Genomic DNA, 23,941 nt, shown 5'->3' with positions numbered 1-23,941 from the left:
CGTGCCCGTTTTGTCCTCAGACAAAACGGGTTTCAGTGCAATGCCAACTATATTAAAGGAGTGTTTGTATGTCCGGTTTATCCTCCAATCGAACACATTATTTCGGATTATTACTTGCTTCATTATTCACCGTTCTCTTCCTATCGCTGCAGTCGGTCAATGCAGCATCTAACGGCAATGGCGCCGGTTTTACTATCCGCGCAGAAATTCCCGATAACCAAATCGATAAAAGTGTCAGCTACTTCGATCTAAAGGTTCACCCGTCCTTAGAGCAACGTTTGACACTAGTTGTCGCTAATACCTCATCGCAAACACGCACATTAAGCGTGACACCGACAAATGCATGGACCGGCGATAACGGTCAGATTAGCTACAGTCCTAACAAAAAACGGCAACCCACAGGACATAATAATTTTACGGATTTAATCAGCGCCGGTGTCAATGTGGAACTTCACGCACATGAAGCCAAACCCGTTACGTTTGTCCTTAAAACACCAGCCAAACAGTTCAAGGGTCAAATTGTCGGCGCATTCTATGTAACAGATAGGCACGTGCAACACCCGTCCAGTGGTAAAAACTTTCGCATTAATAACCGTTACGCCATGACATTGGGGGTTAATTTACAGCAAACGGACTCGCTGTCACTGACCCCAGATTTAAAGTTGACCCAAATCAAAACAAACACAAACCATTATCAATCGCAGGTGACCGCGAGCGTGGCTAATACACAACCAGTAATGTTTGGCGAAATGACTCTCACAGGACAGGTGTATCGTCGTGGCCATTCGCATCTACTTTATGAGACTACCAAGAAGCATTACGAAATGGCGCCGCTAACAAGTTTTAATTTTGGTGTTCCGGTTACAAGGCACCAGTTAAAACCAGGTCACTACACGTTTAAGCTCACCGCTAAATCAGGCAAACACATTTGGCATTTGAGCCGCCACTTCACAGTCACCAGCCAAACAGCGCGTCAAGTCAATCGGCATGTGCGCGTTCAACACAATTGGACGTGGCTATACATTTTGCTTAGTGTACTGGGCGCGCTCATTCTCATAATCGTTGGTTATCTTATGGGCAGTCGTCGCCACCCGAAAAAGTAAGGATAAGGACTGTAAATCAACATGAAGTTTAAACACGTGTGGTTGAGTATCATCCTGTTCATATTAGTGTCACTATTGTTACCCATTACTGTTCATGCAGACGACAACATTGTCCCCAAGGGCACACCCAGTGGCGATCCATTTTCAGTCGGCAAGTTTGTGCTTGTCGGCGGTTTCACACAACAGCCAGTCAGTCTAAACACAGTATCAGACAAAGACTACCAACTTTCATTTACGGCCATTAAATCTCTTTTTGATCCTTGGACCGATAACGTAACAGCATCTTGGTATGTTAGTGAAGACGGACAAAATTGGAAAAAAGCCCAGGATGATGGCAATGCATTGTCGGGTAACCTTAAAACCCGTCAGCACGTCGATCACGTATCGACATTTTATTATCAAATTTCAGTGACAATTCATGGATTTTGGACTTCTTCCGTTTACTGGTCCAAAGTTGCCAAGGTAACAATCTCCCCGCAGGAAGTGCATGCCACTGCCTTATCCATCGCCGGTGAAAGCGATACGCTCCCAAATGCTAATTCAGAAAACATTCTGGCAACGCTAACACCGGCTAATGCAACGGATTCAATTAAGTGGTCTGTTGATAATTCACAGTTAGCCACCATCGACGCCACCTCTGGTAAGCTAACTGCAACCTCAGATTTGAATCAATATGGCAAGGTAACGGTTACCGCCACCACTTCAAATGGCATTACTGCTAGTACTGTTGTTTATGTCGGCGCATTACAGGACAAGCTTGTTAATGAGGGATCAGACGCTTCTTTCATCATCAAAGGATTTCCTAAATCGGCCTATGTCGTCGGATGGTATCAAATACCGCCTCATGGATCAGACAAGCCCATCACTAACGGACCAAATGCAAGTATTTCAGCGTCTCCAGACGGCATGCAGAATGGTATGTTAACGGTCAAAAACACTAGCGCTTCACAGACTCAAACACAGTATTACGCAGTTATCGGATTCAGTGGGGCTGATCAGCAAACGAATACAAACAAAGCACGTCTGTTTGTGAATCCCGGTGGTCAATTAACGCTAGATGCTATCCCAAACTTTACGTTCAGTAAAACTGACGGCACGCCGCTCACCGTTAATAACATCGTTCAAGGTGTGACACTAGGATCAGTTAGTAACGTCTCCCAAGGAACGTCCCTAACTTATGACGGCAATAATCAACAATTACTATCGATTTATGATCCGCGTGTACACAGCTCCGGTTGGTCACTCACAGCCGCGATGGCTACCTTTACAAACACGGCGACGCAACAGCCAATAGGTGACAAAGGCGGTATTAGTCTGAATTTGATTAATGACCAAAATAAATCGTTGGCTACTTTAAAAGATGACGGCCAACCAGTTTCAGTCATCAACGCGACAACACCGAACACTAATGTTCACAGCCTTTTATCTGGCAGTACACTGACAATTGGCCCACCCATGCGGTTAACAGCGGGCATTACTCTGCCACCATTTCTTGGACACTAGCGGATGTCCCGACTGCTAATGCTGCTAAATAAATAGTACCTCGCAAAAACAGGCTTGTGGAAAAAATCCACAAGCCTGTTTCGCTTACTTTCTAAACATCTTAAATTGCAAGAATAAATCGTTGTACGTACCCGTTTCCTTTACACCAAGATCTTGGTATACCTGTGTATCTTTAATGACACTAGCACTTGGATAAAACTCCTTGTCCTGGCGAACATCTGCGGGCAATAACTGTTCCGCTGGTGCATTAGGCGTTGAGTAGCCCACGTACTCTGCATTCTGTTTGGCGTTTTCCGGACGGTTCATAAAATTAATGAAAGCGTAAGCGGCCTTCAAATGTTTGGCCGTCTTCGGAATAACCAGGTTATCGATCCACAGATTGGTACTTGGCTTCGGAATGACGTAATGAAGATGACTGTTGTTACTGATCATCTCAGCCGCATTGCCAGAGTACGTTACGGCCACCGCTGACTCATTTTGCTCCATGTACATCATGATTTCATCATCGAGCACCGCCTTAACATTAGGCGTCAACTTTGTGAGCTTCTGCTCTGCTTCGTCCAGTTGAGCTTGGTCGTGCGTATTCGCCGAGTGGCCTTGCGACATCAATGCCAACCCTAAAATATCACGGGAAGAATCGACTAACATGATGTTGTCCTTAAACTGTGGCTTCCACAAATCGTCCCAGGTCGTCAATTCACCCTTTTTGACAAACTTATCATTGTAAACAATCCCCAATGTACCCCAGAAATAAGGCACAGAATACTCATTGTGAGGATCAAAAGCCAAGTTTTTAAACTGGGGCGAAATGTTGTTCATCCCCGTTAATCGACTTTTGTCCAATGGCCTGAGTAAATGGTCCGCCTTCATTCGCTGAACCATGTACTCACTGGGAACCGTTAGATCATATGACGTGCCACCCTGTTTGATTTTTGTGTACATGGATTCATTACTATCAAACGTTTGGTAGGAGACATGATAACCTGTTTCGTGCTCAAACTTCGTTATCAACGCTGGATCGATGTAATCGCCCCAGTTGTAAAGGTTCAGCACGTTGTTGCCAGAACCAACGACGCCTTCAACACGCTGTAAATGATGCGCAGTCAGACCAAGTCCCAAACTGACTGCTAAGATAACAACAACCAAACTGACTAATCGCTTCATTTGATCACCGCCTCAACTTGTTGACGGTTTTTGGTTTTGCGACCCTGATTGTACTGTTCCAGGAAATAGTATCCCGCAATCAGTAACAGTGAAACTAGGAACCACAGCGCTGACAACGCGTTGATTTCCAGATCGACCCCTTGCCGAGCACGTGAGTAAATTTCTACAGACAACGTTGAGAAGCCATTTCCAGTGACAAAGAACGTAACCGCGAAGTCATCCAGTGAATATGTGACGGCCATAAAGAAACCGGAAAAGATACCCGGCATGATCGCCGGCAAGATCACCCGTGTCAACGTTTGCCACGGATTGGCACCCAGATCAGCAGCGGCGTCGATCATAGATGCATTCATTTCATTCAGCTTGGGCAAAACCAGCAACACAACGATTGGAATCGAAAAGGCAATGTGACTCAGTAATACTGAGATAAAGCCCAGGCGCAACCCCAACATCGTGAAGAAAATCAGGAAACTGGCCCCGATAATAACATCGGGAGAAACCATCAAAATATTATTCAAGGACAGCACAGTCTGTCGGATTGCACGGTGACGCGTTTCGTACACTCCTAACGCCCCTGCCGTGCCGATGATTGTCGCAAACAATGATGACAGCAACGCCACAATGAGTGTATCTAACACAATCTGAATCAACCGTGGGTCATGAAACAATGTTTGATAATGGGCAAACGTGAAGCCATGAAAATTGCTCATCGTATTGCCCTTACTAAAGGAATACATGACTAAAAATAAAATTGGCGCATATAAAATAATAAATACAATGATGAGGTAGGCTTTGGACCAGCCAGACAGTTTACTTTGCATGACGTGTCCTCCCCTTCTTTTTGCGTTCGCCGGTTAGCAACATCGTAATCACCATTGCCACAATCAAGATGACTCCGATTGTTGAACCCATTCCCCAGTTCTGTGTCACCAAGAAATGTTGTTCAATAGCGGTCCCCAAGGTAATGACTCGGTTACCACCGATTAGGCGCGTAATCATGAAGAGTGATAACGATGGAATGAAAACGGACTGAACCCCGGATTTCACCCCATCCAGCGTTAATGGAAAGATTACCCGGCTGAACGTTTGCCAGCCACTGGCGCCCAAGTCCCGACTAGCGTTGACATAGGACGGGCTCAATTCCGCAATGGCATTATAAATGGGCAGAATCATAAACGGAATTTCGATGTAAGTTGCAACGAATAGAAAACTCGCATCGGTAAACAGCAATTGTTTAGGCCCAATACCAATAAAAGTCAAAAAGCTGTCCACTGAGCCGCTACGTGATAGTAACCCAATAAAGGCATACGTCTTTAACAGTAAGTTAATCCATGTCGGCAAAATAATCAGCAGTAACCATAATTGCTTATGCTTTAATTGATTCAACAGATACGCCGTTGGATAACTGATCAGCAGCGTAATTGCTGTGATCAAAAACGCATACCAGACAGAATTAAACGTCATTTTCAGGTAAACGCCTGAATGAAAGTACGTCGCGTAGTTGCTTAGGGTGAAGTGCCCTGCAATATTAAAGAATGATTGATAAACAATCAGTACGACTGGTGCAATGACAAACAGTGCAATCCACAAGCCGTACGGAATGTAGTAGAACAGTTTGCCTTGTTTCACCGATCAGATTCCTCCCCTTCATACGTTTCCAAACGGGCATCAAAATCTTCTTCAGATTCGTTAAACCGCATCACATGGATATCTTCAGGATCGAAGAACACACCAACCTGGGCACCCACTTCTGTGCGATGAATGGAGCGAATCCGCCAACTGTTGCCGGTGTCATCGTGACCCGTGATTTCAAAGAACACGCCACGGAACAACTGCGTATCCACAGTCATTGTTAACGACCCCTTATCCACCGTTGTGATATCCAAGTCTTCTGGTCGGATAACCACTTCAACCGGTTCGTTTGGCCGCATTCCAGCGTCCACACATTTAAATTCATGCCCAGCAAACGAAACTAGATAATCAGCAACCATATAACCGCGCACGATATTACTCTCACCAATGAAGTCAGCCACAAAATGGTTGATTGGTTCATCATAAATATCGACCGGTGAACCAGTTTGCAACACTTGTCCCGCATTCATGACAAAAATTTCGTCACTCATGGCTAATGCTTCTTCCTGATCATGGGTCACAAAAATAAACGTAATCCCTAATCGTTGCTGCAACGCTCTTAATTCGTACTGCATTTCCTTGCGCAACTTCATGTCCAGTGCAGACAGTGGTTCATCTAGTAGCAGCACGTCAGGCTCATTCACGATGGCGCGTGCAATCGCAACCCGTTGTTGTTGACCGCCAGAAATTTCATTAATTTCCCGGTCTTCATAGCCAGACAATTGAACCATCTTTAACGCATCCAAAACGCGGGTACGAATATCCTTTTTGTTGACCTTGCGTAGTGTCAGTGGAAACGCAACGTTGTCAAACACATTCATATGCGGAAACAACGCGTAATCCTGGAAGACAGTGTTTACCTTCCGTTTGTTGGCCGGCACGTTATTTATCCGTTTGCCATCAAACATCACGTCCCCCTCAGAGGCATCCGTGAATCCTGCAATAATACGTAAAATTGTGGTCTTCCCACATCCAGACGGGCCCAACAAAGTGTAGAACTTACCCTGTTCTATTTGAAAGTTGATACCCTTGAGCACCTCGGTCTCACCGTAACGCTTTACGATGTCCTTAAACTCAATAATGGTTTTCGCCAATCTAACGTCCCTCCATCACCATTAAATCTGCATTCTCATGCGATTTACATTGGTTTCAATAGTAACCGAAATAGCACCAAATAACTAGCAAATTTACCTAGCTTGTGGAAGTGTCACTTGGTTGTAATAAACTACCTATTTTTATTGTGTTTGTTAGGTTTGCTTACCGATTTGTTTCTTCGTTAGGTGGATAAAAGTCCGCTAACGGTTGGCTGCTTTTGAAACCTCCTGTTGGGACCGGCTTGAGCCTGAAAACCACAGTCTTTCGCCTCGCCTTAAAGCCGGCACACCCCACCGTCTTTAAGATCATCCCGTGTTGAAGATTCGGACAGATCACCGAATCTTCAACACGCTCACAGTCGGTTTCAACGCTGCCGCCCTCTCGCTCACATTCACTTTGCTAGCAGTCAAATCAAACGTTGGCGCATTAATTCATTCAAATAAAGTCCAATCCACGTCAACTAGGCAGTCCAGTTCTGATTGATAAGTGATAGCTAACGCAAATTTTTTAGACTATCCTCCATGTCGTGACAGGTAGTTAAGCAGTTTGTTCCCTACTACTGCAAAATTACTATCACTATGTTAACTGAAGGGCGTCAACAGTGATACCGAGCCGTGAAAGTGGTGTTAATTCGGGATGGTTTTACCGAATTTACACCACGGACGGGCCACCAAGACTCGCAGTTCTCACGAGGCTTGGTGGCGAGGTGAAGAACTTCGAACTTCAGAAGGCCTGAACCGGTCCCACGGCGAGCGTGTCACTGTTGACAACCGTAAGCGGCCATCGATACAAAACAAAAAGTGCAACAACGATTCGTAACCGTCATTGCACTTTATAAATCTGCTATTACTTGATTGTCACGTCACGGAAGAACAAACTTGTTCCATTTGGATCAATGGCCAGTCCCTTAACGCTCGGGCGTTGCATATAAACGTAAGCGCCTTGGTAAACCGGTGCAGTAAACGCGTCCTTCTTAACAATCTGATATTCAGCATCCTTCAAGGCTGCCCAACGCTTGGTTGGGTTTGTGGCGTACGTTGAGTTGGCGTCAGCCACATCCTTCAGGTACGTTGGATTCTTGTAGTCCGTGTTCAAGTGGTAAGCCCCACCATCCGTGATGAATTGGTAAGGATCTTGATAATCCGGACTCCAAATACCGTAAACAATATCAAACTGATAGTTGTGACCAAAATTCAAGCGTTGTTTCAATGGTACTTCGCGGACCGAAATCTTCAGCCCTGGCAGGTTCTTTTGATATGAGCTTTGCATGAACTCGGCGACAGCCTTCGCCTCTGGTGTATCCGCTGATAAGAATTCCAGCGTCAGGCTCTTTTTACCAAGTTCTTTCAGCCCTTCCTTGAATTCCTTTTGCGCGTAAGCACGGTCATAAGGAACTAAATTGCCGCTATACTTCCGGAAATCTTCACCAGTGACCGAATTTTTAACAAAGTTTGCTGGCACAATCCCGTTTAGTGGTGTTGACCCATCCTGCAAAACATTCTTTGTTAATTGTGTTTTATTGAAACCAGTGGCAAGGGCACGGCGAATGTGAACATTGCCCGTCGCTTCCCGCTTAGTATTGAAGTTTAAGTAGCCAATTGCCGGGATCTTACGAACGTGATATCCGCTCCGGCCCTTATACTGCTTGACATACTCATTGTCCAAATCAATAAAGTCTAACTTACCGGACTGGTATAGGTTTGCCGCTGTACTTTCAGACTTAACGGTCGTCAACGAAATTTTATTGATATGAACCGACTTAGCGTCCCAATATTTTGAATTCTTTACAAAGGCCCACTTGTCATTCGTTCCCGTCCACTCAGTCACTTTAAATGGACCGTTGTAAATAGCATGAGCAGCGCTCGTACCGTACGCCTGTCCCTGCTTCTTAACATAGGCTTCATCTTGAGGCGCATATGGGGCGGTGGCCAGCAATTCGTTCAAGTAAGTGATTGGATTGGCTAGTGTAACTTGAAGTGTCGTCTTGTTTAACGCCTTTACACCTAAATCAGTGATTGGTTTCTTGCCCAAACGGACATCCTGACCATTCTGCAATGGGTCAATGTTTTGCGAATTCGGTGAGCCCGTTGTTGGATCAGCAAGCTTCCGCCATGCGTAAACGTAGTTTTGTGCTGTTACAGGATCGCCGTTTGTCCATTTATTTGTCTGCAGTTTAAATGTATATACCTTTTGATCTTTGGACACGGTGACGGACTTCGCTCCAGCCAATACTGGCTTGCCTTTTTGATTAAGTCTGTAAAGTCCTTCAATTGCGTTTTGAATGGCTTCACCAGAACTAATGTCGGAGTAACGGCTACTGTTCAACGTCGCTAAGGCGTCAACGGTACCTACGCGAAAATTATTTTTATTAGCGGTGGTCTTTTTATTACCACAGGCAGCCAACGTAATGGCCGTAACTGTTGCAACCGAAACTAACGCAACCGTTCGAAGATAATGTTTAAAGTGTTTCACTTTTATCGCCCCGTTTAATTTAAATTTGACTCCCAATGTATGCTTACTTATTCCATAGCCCGTAAATCCAACATCGCACGTTTGCCACCAACCTTAGTTTATTGACAAAAATAGCGAGCCTAACCAACATTGTGGTCAGGCCCGCTGTCATCATCAAAGATTATCGATAACTAGACTTGTTAACTAACCACACGTTGAGCCACAACAAAACAAACACACTGTTTATGTGTGCAACAAACACGTTCGACTGTTTTTGTCGTGAATGACATGTGATAGCCTCCATCCGTTATTCCTTCTTGATAAACTTACTGAAAATAAGTAGCCTTGTCAACTAAACTTTCTCTTCTAAAGTTTCTCATTTTGTTGCCATTATCGCATGAAAGAAAGCGGTATAATTATTTTTAAATTGTGTTTGAGTTTGCAAATCAAGTGATGCACTCTAAATCGGTTTGCAGACATAAAGGAGTTTATTATGAAAAATAATCAGTTTGCTCGTCTGGATACCGATTTAACAACGGCAATCAGTGAAATGCAGACAATCAGCTTTTACGATGCCAGCGTTGCTAATGCGACAAATGGTGTCTTCACATACCGTTTGTTACTGCGCAAGGCCTTTTTGGACGCCACTACTGGCAGCAACTTTGACATCAAACTGGCTAACTACCTGGCGACCCCAGAGACTAACCTAGCCGACTGGTTGGATTTAGAACAACCTGTGACTGCGTCAATTTTCTATCGCGTGGCCTTGCAATTGTTAGACTTCCTGGAAACCGTCGACTACGACTTAACCGATCCATTGGCTGCCATGGCTAAGATCCAACTGCCGGTTTACCACACGGATCATGACGAATGGTCTAAAGATGACGTGTTGGCAGCGTGGTATCTTTTGTTAACTACGCACACTAAAAATGGGCAAACATATTTGGACAAACTGGCCGTTAATGGCTACTTCACTAGTTTATATGCCCTCCCTGCCAGCAAAAAACCGTTATTCTTTAACGGGAAAGCACAGCCTGTGTTTGATCAAAACAATCTGATTCGTGAAGTGGTTTATGTCGAAAGTGACGTTGATTCCGATCATGACGGCAAGCTCGATTTATTAAAGGCAGAGATTATCCGCCCGCGCGAAACAAACGATGGTTTGAAAGTTCCAGCGCTCTATACGTCGAGCCCCTATAATCAGGGGATTAACGACGAAGCCGGCGAGGCACAAACACACAATGTCAACGTGCCGCTAACAGCCAAAGAGCCCAATCATACTAGCTATGCTGACATTGAATACCACGAAAATGACCAAACTTTACCGGACAAACGCACCGTTGCTGGTGAGACGACAACAACCGAAGAAACATTTGGTCGCGAAGCAAGTTACACATTAAACGACTACTTCCTGGCCCGTGGCTTCGCAGCTGTCTACGCGGCGGGCATTGGCACGGTCGATTCCGATGGCGTTCAAACGTGTGGTTCCGTTGAACAAACAAAATCGACTGTTGCCATCATCGAATGGCTTAACGGATCACGGCGTGCCTTCACCAACCGTACCGATAATATTGCCATTAAGGCTTGGTGGTGCAATGGCAATATTGCCATGACAGGTCGTTCCTACCTGGGCACATTGGCAACTGCGGCTGCTACGACTGGTGTCGACGGTTTGAAGACCATTATTTCAGAAGCCGCCATCTCTTCCTGGTACGATTATTATCGCGATAACGGCTTAGTAATTGCGCCTGGTGGCTTCCTTGGTGAGGACGCGGACGTTCTGGCCGTTGAAACATTCAGTCGAATGATGAAACCCGCCGATTACCATGGCATCAAACCATTCTTCGATGCACAAATGAAGTTAATGCAAGAACAAATGGACCGTGAGAGCGGCAATTACAATACATTCTGGGATGAACGAAACTATCGCAAAAACATTAAAAATATTAAAGCCGATATCGTAATGGTTCACGGTTTAAACGACTGGAACGTTAAACCACGCAACGTGGAACGTTTGTGGGACGGATTACGTGACTTACCCGTTACCAAAAAAATTATTCTTCACCAAGGGCAACATATCTATATCAACGCTTTCCGGTCAATCGACTATACCGACATGATGAACCTCTGGCTCAGTCATGAACTCTACGGCGTTGATAACGGCGCTAAGGAACAATTACCAAACGTCGTTATTCAAGACAATGTCACGCCAGAAACCTGGACGGCATACAAAGACTGGTCTGAACCAACGTTACCGAAATCACGTTACTATTTTGCAAACGACGAACTGGTTGCAACGCCTGCTAATCACGGGGCCAAATCGTTTAGCGATCAGCTTCCCCAAGAAACGTTTGACCGATACGCCGCGCATAATGACGTTTGGGAACAAGAACTCTTAACTGCTGATAAAAATGCTTTGAGTAATAATCGACTATTAATGAAATCTGCCCAGTTTGATGATACGAAAATCATTGATGGGAAAGTTATCGTCCACGCCGCAGTCGCTGTTAACCAACCGTTAGGCATGCTGAGCTTCCAATTGGTTGACTACGGTGAGGCCAAACGTTTCAATATTTCGCCAACGACGATTAATGCACACGGTCTGGATCTGGGCTACCACTGGCGTGAAGATAGTTTGCGAGAATTCATGTTGGCCAGTCATAAGACTGCGTTTAAGATGATTACCAAGGGCCACATTAACCTGCAAAACCGTGAGCATCCTTGGCAAAACGATGAACTAAAGCCAAATCAATTCTACGAGGTCAGCGTTGAACTCCAGCCAACGTTCCATCGACTGTTAGCTGGTCATCAACTGGGATTGGTTGTTTATGCAACCGACTTTGGGATGACGGTACGTGGCAATCAAGATTTACAATACTCCATTAGTTTGGATCACAGTTTTGTGGATGTTCCGTTCAAGGACTAATTCGGTACGATATATGTGATTGCGTGATTGCGTTACGCGGTCTGGCGACGCCGTTCCATGGGACCGGTCTCAGCCTCCCAAACCCGGAGTCTTCAACCTCGATTCAGAGCCGCATAACCCGCTCGTCTCTGAAGTCGCCCCGTCATACTAGCTGGCTTCTGCCAGCTAGTATGACTTTCACTGAACTCTGTCACCAGGCCACTTCACTCATTCAGTGGCCTTTGGACAAAAAGCATTCGCAAAAAATAAACGCTACTATTAAACAAAATACATCATCAAAAAGATCACACCTGAAGTAAAAATCTTCAAGTGTGATCGTTTTTTCTCTTATATGAATCTAACGCCCATGTCACAGCTACCGCAATTAAAAACTAGATCATCGGAGTCAACCCAAGTCGCTTCAAATCCAATGTTTTCACTTTTGTTTTTCGCAACAATAACCATGCAAAGATAAAGAATACTCCAGTAACAATTATTACAGGAACAACTGTCGTCTCCAGTTGCATGCCATGACTGGGACCTGCTATGCCCGGAAAGTCTTGTAACGCATGCGTTACGATGGCAAACCAAAGATTTCCTGTTCTCAGATATATTGCCGCAAAAAGGGCGCCTACAGCTGTCGCAGTAAGCATTTGTTCTGATGTTGCCAGCCATGATTGTTGCGTTAAATTGAAAAGGTGCGTCGAACCAAATAATATACTGCTAACCATTACGCCAAAAAAGATTTGATGTTTTCCAGAAAAAGCTCTAATGGCCAACGGCAATAGCATACCGCGAAAAATGTATTCTTCAGTGAGACCCACAAACATCGCTAAAACAAAAGCACTTAAAACAGCAGTGACGCGACCATCTCTGATTGCAAACCCAATCACCACGATTGCCAGCAAAGCGCGAAAAATACCATACCAGTTGATCCACATTAATTTATGCGGCGAAAGAGTCGATGTCAGTCCAATCGGTTGATTTAGCCACCCCAGATTCAGTAATAGTGGACCAGCTAAAAGGATGACTTCCCACATCGTCGCTCCCACAATCGAATGCGGGCTTGCCGCAAATTTTGAAATTCCCAATACCAGCCAAAGGACTAAAACTGGTGCCAACAATTGGACCCATTTATTTTTGAGCATTGTAAACATCCCCTCACTATTTTTCTTATCGTGAGATTAGTGTATTCTCGGCCGCTAAAAAAGCCCAGTAATCCGTGTTCATTACTGGGCTAAGAATCCTAGACACCTGTCATGTCAGCGTTTAGAAGGCTCAATGGAGATCCTTTAATTGGTTTAACGCGATGTTCTGGAAGAAGTTTGACGACGATGACTCGCCGTTATTGCAATCGCAAACGCGCCAATCGTTATCACGACTAAGAGCGACCCAAGTAAAAAGAATGTCTTCGTCCCCACCGAATCATGTGTAATTGCACTCAGTACCTTGATGCCATATGGCGCGAGCAAGGCGCCTGAATTAGTGCCTACTAGCAATACGGCTGCAGTCAACGTTTCGGAGTTTGGCGATGAAACTGTTGAAACACTATTGCACATGTGCGCGGCAATTAATGGATATGCAATTCCAAACACCCAAGCACCGAATAATGTTAGCCAGAATGTGTGTGAAATTGCCATGACCAGCACGCCGATGCTCAAACAGGCTAACCCAATCGGTAAAATATAACGACTCAACGCCTTGTAAATCTGCCCGTATGAAATGGCAGCGAGGACGCCAATAATCGTCATGGAGCCGGTGATAAGTCCCGCCTGACCAGCGGTGCCATAACCGACACCGGTGACAATAAACGGCAAGTGAACAAGAATGGCAATGTGGATCATCAACAAAAAGAAGAAAAAGATGGCTAGGCCAACGACTTGCCGGTTAATGTGTTGATGAATCTTGTCACCTTGTTGTTTAGCTGAAACTGCCTGCGGGTTTTGTGGTTCAGGGACCACTACGTAAAAGAATATCGCAACGATAAAGGCCGCTGCATAAACCCAAAACGTGGCATGCCAACTAATCGAAATTAAATAACTGGCGATAAAAATCAACAATGATTGACCCAGGTTTTCAAATGCACTGCGAAAGCCCATCAAATTGGCCTTTGTTTTTCCATCGTACATAAACCCGATCATACTAACAGCCAATGAATTGAACATCCCCAAACCAACGCCTAGCACTAAACGTGATCCAAAAATCACAGGATAACTATTCGAGAATGCTGGCACAATCCCCGCCGCACCAGCAATAATTAGACCGATCAAGGTCGTACTCTTATTGCCAATTTTGGCGGCAATCGATCCACTCAGCAATACCATAATCATGACGGAAAACGCTGGCAATGTTGCTAATAATTCGATTGACGCCTGACTAACGTTTGGGAACGCCTTTTTCATGGCTGGCAAACTAACTGAAATCACATATGCGGAAGTTAAGACTAACGAAATCGACAATAAAGCAAACTTGGCTACCCACGATTGTTTTCGAATCATCAATACCGCCCCCTCGGGTTAAAACAGTGCTCAAACGGACATTTGATCCCTCCAGTAATTTCTCAATTGACTCATTTATTTAGCATGTACAACGTATAGATCCGCGTGAAAATCGAAAGTTTGATCACGATTATCACCGCGTTCCGCAAATAATTCTGGAATAAAAATCCCGGCGTTCATCAATTGGCGGCCTGAAAATTCACCCTCAAAGCCGTCTACTGTATATTGAAAATCAGGATTCAAGCCGGCAAACTTCAAGCGACGGTAGGCTGGGTTAGGCTCTGCCAAAACTTGATAACGCCCTGCAATAGCCGTCTTTTGATCGTCACTGACAACCATCCAAGATGTCACGTTACCGTCGCCAGCATACGGACTCTGTAAACGGATGAACGTGCCTTGCTGGAATAGTAGCCGGTACCGTTTATAAAACTTGATCTGATCAACCACAGTCGCCTTTTCAGCCGGACTCATTTTACTAATATCCAGTTCATAGCCAAGTACACCAAAGTAAGCAACAGCTGCACGGGTTGCCAGTGAGGTCACGCGGCGATCCTGATGGTTTGGTACAGCAGAAACGTGGGCCCCCATCGTACTCAACGGATAGATCATTGAAGTGCCCCACTGAATTTTGAGTCGTTCAATGGCATCTGTATCATCACTCGTCCATGTTTGTGGCGCATAGTACAACATACCAGCGTCAAAACGGCCACCGCCAGACGAACAGGATTCAAACAGGACATCAGGAAATGCCGACGTCAACCGTTCATACAATTGGTAGACGCCAAGAATGTAGCGGTGAGGGAGTTCTTCCTGTTGGTCCGCTGACAGCGCCAAACTAAACATTTCAGTAATGTGGCGGTTCATATCCCACTTAATATAGTCGAGGTGCGTCTCACGAATTGCCGCCGCCATTTGGTCAAACAGATAATCGATTACTTCCTGACGAGAGAAGTCGAGCACAAACTGGTTGCGGGCCGGTGTCATTCGCCGATCCGGCACATGAATGGTCCAATCTGGATGAGCCGCATATAGCTTACTTTCCTTAGAAATCATTTCCGGTTCAAACCATAGACCAAATTGAAGGCCCAAATCGTGAATTTTATTGGCCAACCCACTTAATCCGTTTGGCAGCTTGGCAAGGTTGACTTGCCAATCGCCTAAGGAAGTCTTGTCATCGTTTCGTTTGCCAAACCAACCGTCATCGAGCACAAACAGTTCAATTCCCAACGACTTTGCCGATTTCGCAATAGCTAAAAGTTTTTGCTCATTGAAATCGAAATAGGTTGCCTCCCAATTGTTAATGAGAATTGGCCGTGGTTCTTTGACCCACCGTTTTGAGATCAAATGATTGGTTAAGAAGCGTTGAAATTGATGACTCATGCCGTTAAGACCGTCACTGGCAAATGTCATCATTACCTCAGGCGTTTGAAATTGCGTATGTGCTTTGAGTTGCCAGCCGAATTCAAACGGATTAATGCCCATCGTCATCCGCGTGACGTTATAGGAATCGACTTCGACCTGCGCTAAGAAATTACCACTATAAACCAAATTAAAGCCATAAACGTCGCCGTTTTGATCCGTGGTCTGTTTACGGGCAAGTGCTAAAAACGGACTTTGTTGCGCACTGCTGGCATCTCGAGTACTGCTGATTGCTTGCACACCACGCGTTAGTGGTCGCCGATACAGATGACGTTCCCGCGCCCACGCACCAGACAATTGAATCATGTCATACTGATCGTCAGAAAAATCAACGCTCGCACTTAATGCCGCATCGAGTTTGACCGTCGATGTCCCCTTGTTTTCAAATGTCGTGCTTCGCACAATTACGTCCTCGTCTTCGAACACGCTGTAATTCAAGGTCATTTGCAAACCGCTCTGCCGTTCAAGTAAATGAATTCGCAACGTCTGAACGTGCTTGTCATCGACGTCAGCGCTGGCAGATGGCAAGGTGCCTAATTTTGGTTTCCCATCAATAATGTCATAATCTTGGTAGGCAAATTCAGAAATGCGAGCGCCATTATCGTAGGTGACCTGATAGGCAGGATACCGAAAATCGCCGTGACCGTAGCTTGGATATTCTTGCTTAATCATACTCAGCGTAACTTCAGGCTGTTCCGCCGTCAGTGTCGGTGTGATGGAACGAAATTCGCGATGACGAAAATCCGCGAAATTCACCTCGTCACCTAGTCGCGGTCCGTAATAATACTGGCCTATTTCACCGTTTTCCAACACTCCCATCAAATAGCTGGTATGCATTGTTTGCAAATTAAAATCGTGCCCCGTTACTGTGATGCTCATTGACAACAACCCCCTATAAGTCAATCAAATATTAACAGTCTTATGCTTTTAATTTTACACGTTTTGTAATCGCTTACAAAGATACTTATTTTAAATTCATTTTGTTATGCCGAATGCGACGTGAAGGCCGTTCAATAAGTTACTTTACCATGATCACAGGCACGGATCTTTACGGTTATCGACAATGAAACAACTAGCGTCTGACCTGAAACGACTCAACCCGTTCTACACAAAAAACGTGGCATAAAATAAACGCCACGTTTTCTATCTTTAAATCAATTGTTATTTTGCATCCAGAATGGTTAAACAGTTTTGTACAGTGCCACCCCAGCAGCGCGCGCTTTCTGTTCTAGTGCGGTTGCTAATGCCTGCCATTCGTCCATGGATAAATAGGCCCCATCGACATTAACTGCGTGACCATCAACAATGGTCGGAATCATTTCCGGATACACATCTATAAGGGTAGCTAAATCCGCTTTTGATAACGCCATCAACGTTTGGTAATACGCTGTTGCTAATACATATGCGTTTGTCGTGCGCCACTTATCGCCAGGCAGTTCACCTTCACCAGCGTGACGTGCATTGCGAATTTGATACCATAACCGACTGTGTTTTGGCATCCTCATCACCTCAATCAGTTACAAACAGACTTTAAAATGGTAAGACACCGTCAGCGCCAATAAGCTTGCCGTCCCAATCGGATTCCTTATGTTGATCAATTTTTTGAATTAAATCAACGGCGGTTGCAACCGGCGCACCCTTTCGTGCTGGGTTGCTGGCAATTGGTCCTGGGGTCACCGCACGGAAATGAACCTCACCTTGAAGTTCATTTTGAAGCAAAACCGTCATCGCATTGACACCCATTCGGGAAATCCGTTGCCCTAATCCAGTTGTTGGCGTGCTGGCAGCAAAATTAGCAAACGTTGCCAGTTCGTCTGACATGCTAATCACCATGCCATCATCAGCTGCCTTGAGCCAAGGTAGCATCTGTTGCGTAACTAAATAGGTCCCCAGAACGTTCACATCGAATGTTTGATGAAGGCTTTCGGAGTCTTCATGACTGGCCTGGATATCGTGATCGTCAAACACGCCAGCGTTGTTAATCAACAAATCCAGTTTGCCAAACTGCTCACCAATCCACTGCCCCGCTTGCATAACACTGCCATGATCCATCAAATCAATCTGCAATAACCGTGCCTGACCGCCATCGGCCCGTAATTCGTCGACAACATCCAACCCACGATTTAGGTCCCGGGTTCCCACCAGAACCAAGTCACCATCTTCAACATACTTCTGTGCCAGTGCCAACCCAATACCGCGAGTCGCACCAGTAATCAAGACACTTTTACTCATTTAAGTTTGCTCCCAATCATTCTCACTTTGTTGTTCCAAACTAATTGATCTCATTATGCCACTATCCAACAAACGCTGCCCACACGACCAATACAAGCTCGAGTAAACCGCGCAAAACATGGGACCGCCAGTTAATCGTATCATGCTGTTTGCGGTCAATCAGATAATAGACTGTCGATACCACGACACACCCCACAAACAGCAGTGCGGCGCCTAACAGGCGATTGTCACTAAATAAAACCTGACACAAGATGAAAATACCGCCGACTAACAGCCATAATTGATATTCACGTGAAGGGCGGGTCTTCTTTCGTTGTGCCGCAATAATAATCCAAATACCGTATATTGCCACGGCAAACGTTGTGATGAAATTCAAAACTTTCATTAACATAGTTTTCCTCGTTCGTTGTGTGCCAAGCACACTTTTATTTGTCAGCTAATAAGGTCGAACGATAACGCCCAACAGTCGCTAATCGTAGTCCTTGGTTCTTAGCTAATAACCAACTGCGCACATTGCCGATGGATTGGTTGCTGACGGTCGTTGCTGTGGCAAAATGTGGCAGTGCCAAAGCGTTTAGACCATCCCCTGGATAACCGAGCTTGGTAACCAAAATCTCTTGATAATCCATGGTGCTGGGATGTGCATTGATGTAATCCACCGCTTGATTATAAGCCCGCATGAATCCTTGAACCGCCGCCTCATGATTTTTCAACATGCTATTACCAAACACAATTCCGGTATCGGCCTGATCGGCAGTCGTCTGGGCCAGCGTTCGTGCCCCTTGCCGTCGCAACAAGCTTGCATTGGGATCTGTTAAGCTAACTGCACTCGCAGTATGGTTATTAGCGGCACTCATCAGCTCAGTTTCACTACCAGTCGTTTTCAACGTGACGTTCTTATCCGTTAATTTAGCCTGTGCTAGAAGCAGATCCGTCGCATAAGCTTGCGTTGAATTGGCCAATGTCCCGACTGTTTTATTTTTCAGTTGTTTCAATTTAGTCACGTTATCATCCGTCGTCATCAACGCCGTGTAATTCGTGGCGTTGCCAACTACCTGACTCGTCGGGTGTGTACCACTAGTCATCATTAGCTCTGGCAAGCCACTAATGGCGCCTTCAAACTGATGCGTGCTGATGCCGCTGACCCGATCGTCAGCCGCCGAAACATTAGTCAAAGTCACGCGCAATTTGGCCTGCGTGAAATAACCGCGCTCTTCCGCCACATAGAGCGGTAAGGCGTCCACCGACTGACCAACAGCAAAATTAATGTTGGTTGGTTTTGTCGCTGGTGCACTGACCCTTTGTGTTGAACGACCACATGCCGAGACAATTACGAGTAACGTAGCGAGAGCCGTTAAAGTGACCATGGTCAGCCACGATTTATGTCGACGCTTAGACATGATCATCACGATCCTCGGATGTATCGCTTGATGGCACGCTAGTTTCACTTGTGGCTGTGGACTCACTAGAAGCAACGGTCGATGGTTGTGGATAGAAAACTTCAACTTGCGCCGCACTTGTGGCAGACTGTGGATAAAAGACCTCTACTGAAGCCTGTGAAAGAGCCGCCGAACCACTAGCCGTTTGTTCACTTTCAGCGCGGCTATCGATACTAGCAGTAGGCACTGCTGGGCGCCCATCTGCGGCGGGATATTTCGTTTGACCGTCCTTAGCCGGCAGTAGTGACAACAAGAGTAAGATCAAACTTCCAACAGAACCGGCCAAGTATAAGAACACCCACCAAGCACTTAATTCTTGATCGTGTAAGCGTCGTGCCGTTAGTGAAACGATTGGAAATACAATCAAGAAACCGACTACTAGACCAACTGGAATAATGAAAAGACCCAATCCGTTCAGCACACTTGGATCAAACGTCGGTGATTGTATGCTTGGATTTAATTGCAGCGTATTCCCACGGTTTACGAGTAATGAAACAAAAATGCGCACGGCGACAATTAAAAAGATGGTCAGAGAAAGCAAAGCGCCTGCAATCAAGCTGAAAATACTCCATGTCACTCTCGCCCATAGGTAGTTGCCTCGTGACACTGTGTCGTGAAAATTAAACATATTACGCCATGTGTACCCAAAAGCATTACTCAAAATGCCGCTTACATGTCCGCGATGGTTAACCTCTAAACTTGCTGGGCCGTTATCGACGCTCATCATGTTGTACCATGGCGCACGTGGGTCTTTTTCAACTTCTGGTAATGCGTGTAAAACAATCATGTGCACACCAGGAACCAGCATCAACCACTGATAGTGACCAGACAAACTTAAACTATGTAACCGACGAACCGACATACTTAAATATTGTAAAAACTGAGCCAGAAAGAAGAAGTTTTCCAACCAGTGGGCCGGAAGCGCAATTCCGTCACTCAATCCCGTTGCACCTGATAAGATTGTACTAACCACGATACTGGCAACCACCATGCCAATAATGGCGGCCCAGAAATCACGTCGGCGTGCCTTACCGCGATAATTAAAAATTTGTTGCCAACTGGCAATATAGTTCGCCCAAATATTCATGTCAGTTTATCCTCTCTTAACCGTGCACTTACTTAGTTATTTGCAAGTTCACTCTCTTAATAAACATTTGCCTATTGCCTTAACCGTTCGTAAAACACGAAACTATCGGCATTACCTTTAAGTTTAACCAAAAATAGACCTGTTTGCACAAATATTCGCCGATTTCACGTCCATTTATTAGTAAATTGATGAACACCATCAGAAACGTGATAAACTAGTGACATTACATGAAGGAGGCTGACCCCATGAAACAAGGAACCACCATCATGACACTCGACAACGGGTATCACTTATGGACTAACACTCAAGGCACGGGCGACATTCACTTACTATGTCTGCACGGTGGCCCTGGTGGCACACACGAATACTGGGAAAACTTTGCTGAGGAACTTGGCAAACAAGGCTTGAACGTGACCGTTCACATGTACGATCAACTAGGTTCATTTTACTCAGACCAACCCGACTACTCAGACAAGGCAACTGCTGACAAATACCTCACTTACGAATACTTCTTGGATGAAGTTGAAGAAGTACGTCAAAAGCTTGGCATCGACAACTTCTACCTTATCGGTCAAAGCTGGGGTGGCCTGTTAGTTCAAGAATACGCTGCTAAATACGGCGACCACTTGAAGGGCGCGATTGTTTCATCAATGGTTGATGAAATTGATGAATACGTCACCCACATTAACAAGGTTCGTGAAGAAGCATTACCTGCAGAAGAAGTTAAGTTCATGCAGTCTTGCGAAGCTAAAAATGACTATGACAACGACCGCTACCAGGCAGATGTTGATGTCTTAAACCGTGGCTACGTTGACCGCAAACAGCCACCGGCAATCGCTCATTTGATTTCAACGATGGCAACGCCCGTTTACAACGCCTTCCAAGGTGACAACGAATTCGTTATTACCGGTAAGTTGAAGGACTGGCATTTCCGTGATCACCTTAAGGACATCAAAGTCCCAACGCTATTAACGTTTGGTGAGCACGAAACTATGCCATTAGACACAGCGCGGACCATGCAAAAGCTGATCCCTCACGCTCGTCTTGAAACAACGCCAGATGGTGGTCACCACCACATGATCGATAACGCTCCTGTTTACTTCGATCACTTGGCCAAGTTCATCAAGGATGTTGAAAGTGGCAACTTTAACGATTAATTTTTAAATTCAATAGTAATAAACAAGCAGGCGGCAAATCCCTTACATTGGGACTTGTCGCCTGTTTGCTTACGCTTGCGGTTGTCCAAATTGAATACCGCCGTGGGACCAGTTCACGCCTCCTAAAGTTCGGAGTCGTTCACCTCGCCGCGAAGCCGAAACCCACGTCTTCACGACCGTCCCGTGCTGTAAATTGGGCTTAAAAACGCCCAATTAACACCACCTTCACGGCTTGTATTCAATTTTGACGCCCTCCAGCTCACATTGGTTTTTTATATTGAACACTCGTTCTAACAATCACACTAGTCAGTGATTTGACACTTGAGTGAAGGCGACCAGCAACAGAGTTTCGTGTTAACACAACTTAATGGCATGATTTTCGCCATTTAGTTGTGTGGGACGAGCTTTGAGACCTTTAGGGCTCAAAGTCGATGTTGAGGACCGCGATTTCCAGCGGGCTGAAACGTTCCCCACGGAACGGCGTTGCTGAGCGCCGTAACGAAATATACCGCACGTGTGTTAGCACTGCTGGTTGAATGACAAGCAATAACATTAATAAGCATGAGGAATGTTTTCGAACTTGTTCAGCGTCATTTGCTGCGTACATGTTTCCTCAATGAAATGACGATCGTGATCAATCAAAACCATCGTGGGTCGTACTTGCTGAATCAACGTTTGCAACTGTTCACGAGCATCAATGTCCAAATAGTTAGTCGGCTCATCCCAAATCAGCATTTCATGTGGTTCACTCAAGCTCACTGCTAATGCAGCCTTCTTCATTTCGCCCATGCTCCATTCGCTGGTCGGGGCTTTTAATCTTGGACGTGACACACCTAACTGATGCATTAAATTCCAAACGGTCGTTTCATCATGATGATCACGCCATTGGTCAAATGAACCGTCCGTGATAAAGTCCGTAAACTACTGAGATAAATAACCAATGTCCTGAGGCAAGTCATTCATCAAATAGCCATCGTAAGCTAATTTTTCCTGTCCTCGTAACAAATTCAGAAAACTAGTTTTACCCACGCCATTGGGGCCAATGATTGCTAAGCGGTCGCCCCTGTGAAAATCCAACGAAACGGGTTGAAATAGCGGTCCGTTTTGCCGTTTAACGCTGAAGTCCCGCAAACTGAACAACAACTGTCCGCCTGAAGTTTGTTGAACATTGGTTCGCAATCTATCCACCTGATCGACATCGTTCATTAAACCTTTCCGCTGCTCAATTGCGATATCTGTTCGGTGTTCAAACACCTTCGCGCGGGACATTAACTTCTTAGCCATCCGCCGACTGGAAGAATCATTTGACTCACGTTCACGCTTCTCAGCCCATTCACGCTGAATATTGGCACGGCTCGATAACTGCTTGATGCGATGCTGTAAATGCTCGTTTTGCGTGATCGCTGCATTGTCACGTCGCTCTTTATCAACCTGCCAGTTTTCGACATTGCCCGCCACTAAATCCACTGAGCTCCGATTTAATGACATAACGTGATCCACGAACAGATTCAAAAAACTTTCATCATGACTGACACAAATGAAACCTTGTTTTTGTCTCAGATAAGCGCCGACGACCTGACGACCTTCAATATCCAAATGATTTGTCGGTTCATCAATTAACGGAAAGTCGTTTTCGTTAACGAATCCACGAGCCAGTAACACCCGCGTTTGTTCGCCACCACTGAGCGTATCAAACAAACGTTGCTCATAGCTTTCATCTAGCCCAATCCGATCCAACTCCATGCTGGCCTGCCATTCTTCGGCACCAGTTGATGTCATGATTGCCATGACTGTTTGCGACCGATTAATCGCTGCATCGGGAAAATAATTGAACGTCACCGGATTTTTAATCAAGCCATGACCGGACAACTGACCTCGCAATAAATTCATGAAGGTCGTTTTGCCACGGCCATTACGGCCAATCAAACCTAATCGCCAAGTTGTATCGAGATTGAGCGATAACTTATCAAATACCGGCGCATCAGCGCCAGGATAACGGAACGTTAATTGGTCAATTTGAATGGTACTCATTCGACCACCTGCTTTTATATCTATTTAGTTTTGTTTTAGATAGTGCGGTTAAATGCACACTATCTTCGAAGGATTAACGCGTGAGTATTACCAAACGCGCTTCCACGAAATAAAATTATTCATTATGGCAAATTCTATAATTAATCCGAACAGAAATTAAAAAGCCCAAAGCAATCACTTACAATGGTAGTAGCTAATTCCAACCAATATAGGGAGTGATTACTT

Annotated in this window: 17 protein-coding genes and 1 pseudogene; 4 read left to right on the top strand and 14 right to left on the bottom strand. The window is 45.3% G+C overall.

Annotated elements, in window-relative coordinates; translation table 11 throughout:
- Positions 1–68: 68 nt before the first annotated feature.
- Together GB992_RS10495 and GB992_RS10490 are read left to right on the top strand one after the other, a co-directional pair.
- Positions 69–1,103, top strand: a complete 1,035-nt coding sequence (locus GB992_RS10495) for a WxLIP family cell surface protein (RefSeq protein ID WP_161002400.1) — start codon at positions 69–71, stop codon at positions 1,101–1,103.
- 21 nt (positions 1,104–1,124) lie between these two features.
- On the top strand, positions 1,125–2,606 hold the full coding sequence (locus tag GB992_RS10490) for an Ig-like domain-containing protein (protein ID WP_161002399.1): 1,482 nt from the start codon (positions 1,125–1,127) through the stop codon (positions 2,604–2,606).
- 84 nt (positions 2,607–2,690) lie between these two features.
- Here the strand turns inward: GB992_RS10490 and GB992_RS10485 are convergent, their stop codons facing one another.
- The 5 genes from GB992_RS10485 to GB992_RS10465 all read right to left on the bottom strand — a co-directional run bounded on the left by GB992_RS10485 (position 2,691) and on the right by GB992_RS10465 (position 8,969).
- A complete protein-coding gene (locus GB992_RS10485; RefSeq protein ID WP_161002398.1) occupies positions 2,691–3,770 on the bottom strand; it encodes an ABC transporter substrate-binding protein in 1,080 nt (359 codons plus the stop codon).
- A complete protein-coding gene (locus GB992_RS10480) occupies positions 3,767–4,591 on the bottom strand; it encodes an ABC transporter permease (protein ID WP_161002397.1) in 825 nt (274 codons plus the stop codon). Before GB992_RS10480 ends, GB992_RS10485 begins: the two co-directional genes overlap by 4 nt.
- Positions 4,581–5,399 (bottom strand): ABC transporter permease, encoded by an 819-nt coding sequence (locus GB992_RS10475; protein ID WP_027827222.1) that lies wholly within the window; start codon positions 5,397–5,399, stop codon positions 4,581–4,583. Before GB992_RS10475 ends, GB992_RS10480 begins: the two co-directional genes overlap by 11 nt.
- Positions 5,396–6,496 (bottom strand): ABC transporter ATP-binding protein, encoded by a 1,101-nt coding sequence (locus GB992_RS10470; RefSeq protein WP_161002396.1) that lies wholly within the window; start codon positions 6,494–6,496, stop codon positions 5,396–5,398. The genes GB992_RS10475 and GB992_RS10470 overlap by 4 nt, the downstream gene beginning before the upstream one ends.
- 847 nt (positions 6,497–7,343) lie before the next feature.
- Complete coding sequence (locus GB992_RS10465; protein ID WP_161002395.1) at positions 7,344–8,969, bottom strand: ABC transporter substrate-binding protein; 1,626 nt, start codon at positions 8,967–8,969, stop codon at positions 7,344–7,346.
- 472 nt (positions 8,970–9,441) lie between these two features.
- Between GB992_RS10465 and GB992_RS10460 the strand changes: the two genes are divergently transcribed.
- Positions 9,442–11,874, top strand: coding sequence for a Xaa-Pro dipeptidyl-peptidase (locus tag GB992_RS10460; RefSeq protein ID WP_161002394.1), 2,433 nt, complete (start codon positions 9,442–9,444; stop codon positions 11,872–11,874).
- A gap of 371 nt (positions 11,875–12,245) precedes the next feature.
- Here the strand turns inward: GB992_RS10460 and GB992_RS10455 are convergent, their stop codons facing one another.
- The 8 genes from GB992_RS10455 to GB992_RS10420 all read right to left on the bottom strand — a co-directional run bounded on the left by GB992_RS10455 (position 12,246) and on the right by GB992_RS10420 (position 20,528).
- Positions 12,246–13,001, bottom strand: coding sequence for a CPBP family intramembrane glutamic endopeptidase (locus tag GB992_RS10455; RefSeq protein WP_161002393.1), 756 nt, complete (start codon positions 12,999–13,001; stop codon positions 12,246–12,248).
- A gap of 153 nt (positions 13,002–13,154) precedes the next feature.
- Positions 13,155–14,351: an MFS transporter gene (locus tag GB992_RS10450; protein ID WP_161002392.1), complete on the bottom strand. Its 1,197-nt coding sequence runs from the start codon at positions 14,349–14,351 to the stop codon at positions 13,155–13,157.
- A 75-nt stretch (positions 14,352–14,426) separates the two neighbouring features.
- Positions 14,427–16,649, bottom strand: coding sequence for an alpha-galactosidase (locus tag GB992_RS10445; protein ID WP_161002391.1), 2,223 nt, complete (start codon positions 16,647–16,649; stop codon positions 14,427–14,429).
- A gap of 302 nt (positions 16,650–16,951) precedes the next feature.
- A complete protein-coding gene (locus GB992_RS10440) occupies positions 16,952–17,269 on the bottom strand; it encodes a hypothetical protein (protein WP_161002390.1) in 318 nt (105 codons plus the stop codon).
- A gap of 31 nt (positions 17,270–17,300) precedes the next feature.
- Positions 17,301–18,002, bottom strand: coding sequence for an SDR family NAD(P)-dependent oxidoreductase (locus GB992_RS10435; RefSeq protein ID WP_161002389.1), 702 nt, complete (start codon positions 18,000–18,002; stop codon positions 17,301–17,303).
- A gap of 61 nt (positions 18,003–18,063) precedes the next feature.
- Positions 18,064–18,393, bottom strand: a complete 330-nt coding sequence (locus GB992_RS10430; RefSeq protein ID WP_161002388.1) for a hypothetical protein — start codon at positions 18,391–18,393, stop codon at positions 18,064–18,066.
- A gap of 34 nt (positions 18,394–18,427) precedes the next feature.
- A complete protein-coding gene (locus GB992_RS10425) occupies positions 18,428–19,402 on the bottom strand; it encodes an ABC transporter substrate-binding protein (protein WP_161002387.1) in 975 nt (324 codons plus the stop codon).
- On the bottom strand, positions 19,395–20,528 hold the full coding sequence (locus GB992_RS10420) for a DUF805 domain-containing protein (RefSeq protein ID WP_161002386.1): 1,134 nt from the start codon (positions 20,526–20,528) through the stop codon (positions 19,395–19,397). The genes GB992_RS10425 and GB992_RS10420 overlap by 8 nt, the downstream gene beginning before the upstream one ends.
- A 245-nt stretch (positions 20,529–20,773) precedes the next feature.
- Here GB992_RS10420 and GB992_RS10415 point away from each other — a divergent pair, with 245 nt between their 5' ends.
- Positions 20,774–21,685 (top strand): proline-specific peptidase family protein, encoded by a 912-nt coding sequence (locus GB992_RS10415; RefSeq protein WP_017260464.1) that lies wholly within the window; start codon positions 20,774–20,776, stop codon positions 21,683–21,685.
- A gap of 552 nt (positions 21,686–22,237) precedes the next feature.
- Here the strand turns inward: GB992_RS10415 and GB992_RS10405 are convergent.
- Positions 22,238–23,716, bottom strand: a pseudogene (locus GB992_RS10405) (ATP-binding cassette domain-containing protein).
- Positions 23,717–23,941 lie beyond the last annotated feature (225 nt).

Origin of the sequence: Furfurilactobacillus milii, assembly GCF_009863985.1 — a bacterium.
Taxonomy (GTDB): Bacteria; Bacillota; Bacilli; order Lactobacillales; family Lactobacillaceae; genus Furfurilactobacillus; species Furfurilactobacillus milii_A.
This window is presented reverse-complemented; position numbering and strand designations above follow the sequence as displayed.